Genomic DNA, 424 nt, shown 5'->3' with positions numbered 1-424 from the left:
TACCGCGTCGGCCGACGCGCTCGCGTCCAGCACGATCTCGCCGCCCGGCGGCGTATAGCGAATCGCGTTGGCGAGCAGATTGCTCACGGCGCGGCGAAACAGTTCGAGATCCGCCGTCACGCTGGCCGCGCCGTTCACGCGCACGTGCACATTCGCCTCTTCGGCAATGCCTTCGAAGTAGTCGGCGATATGGGTCAACTCCTGCCCCGCGTCGAACTCGCGCAGTTGTTTGACGAACTGCGGATGCTCGGCGCGCGCCAGAAACAGCACGCTCTCGATCATTCGCGAGAGCCGGTCGCACTCTTCCAGATTCGAGGCGAGTAGCGACTCGTATTCATCGACGGAGCGCGGCCGGGCGAGCGCGACTTCAGCGGCGCCGCGCATGTTGCTGAGCGGCGTGCGCATGTCGTGCGCGAGGTCGGCG

The 424-nt window shown here is 66.3% G+C and carries 1 protein-coding gene; it reads right to left on the bottom strand.

What is annotated here, in order from left to right; genetic code table 11:
* Positions 1–424: histidine kinase dimerization/phospho-acceptor domain-containing protein (locus P0D96_RS48440; RefSeq protein ID WP_408321476.1), on the bottom strand; the 424-nt coding region annotated here is incomplete at both ends.

Origin of the sequence: Paraburkholderia sp. RL17-347-BIC-D (genome assembly GCF_046027915.1) — a bacterium.
Lineage (GTDB): Bacteria > Pseudomonadota > Gammaproteobacteria > Burkholderiales > Burkholderiaceae > Paraburkholderia.
The sequence above is the reverse complement of the archived record's forward strand: the minus strand, read 5'-3'. Positions and strand labels throughout refer to the sequence as shown.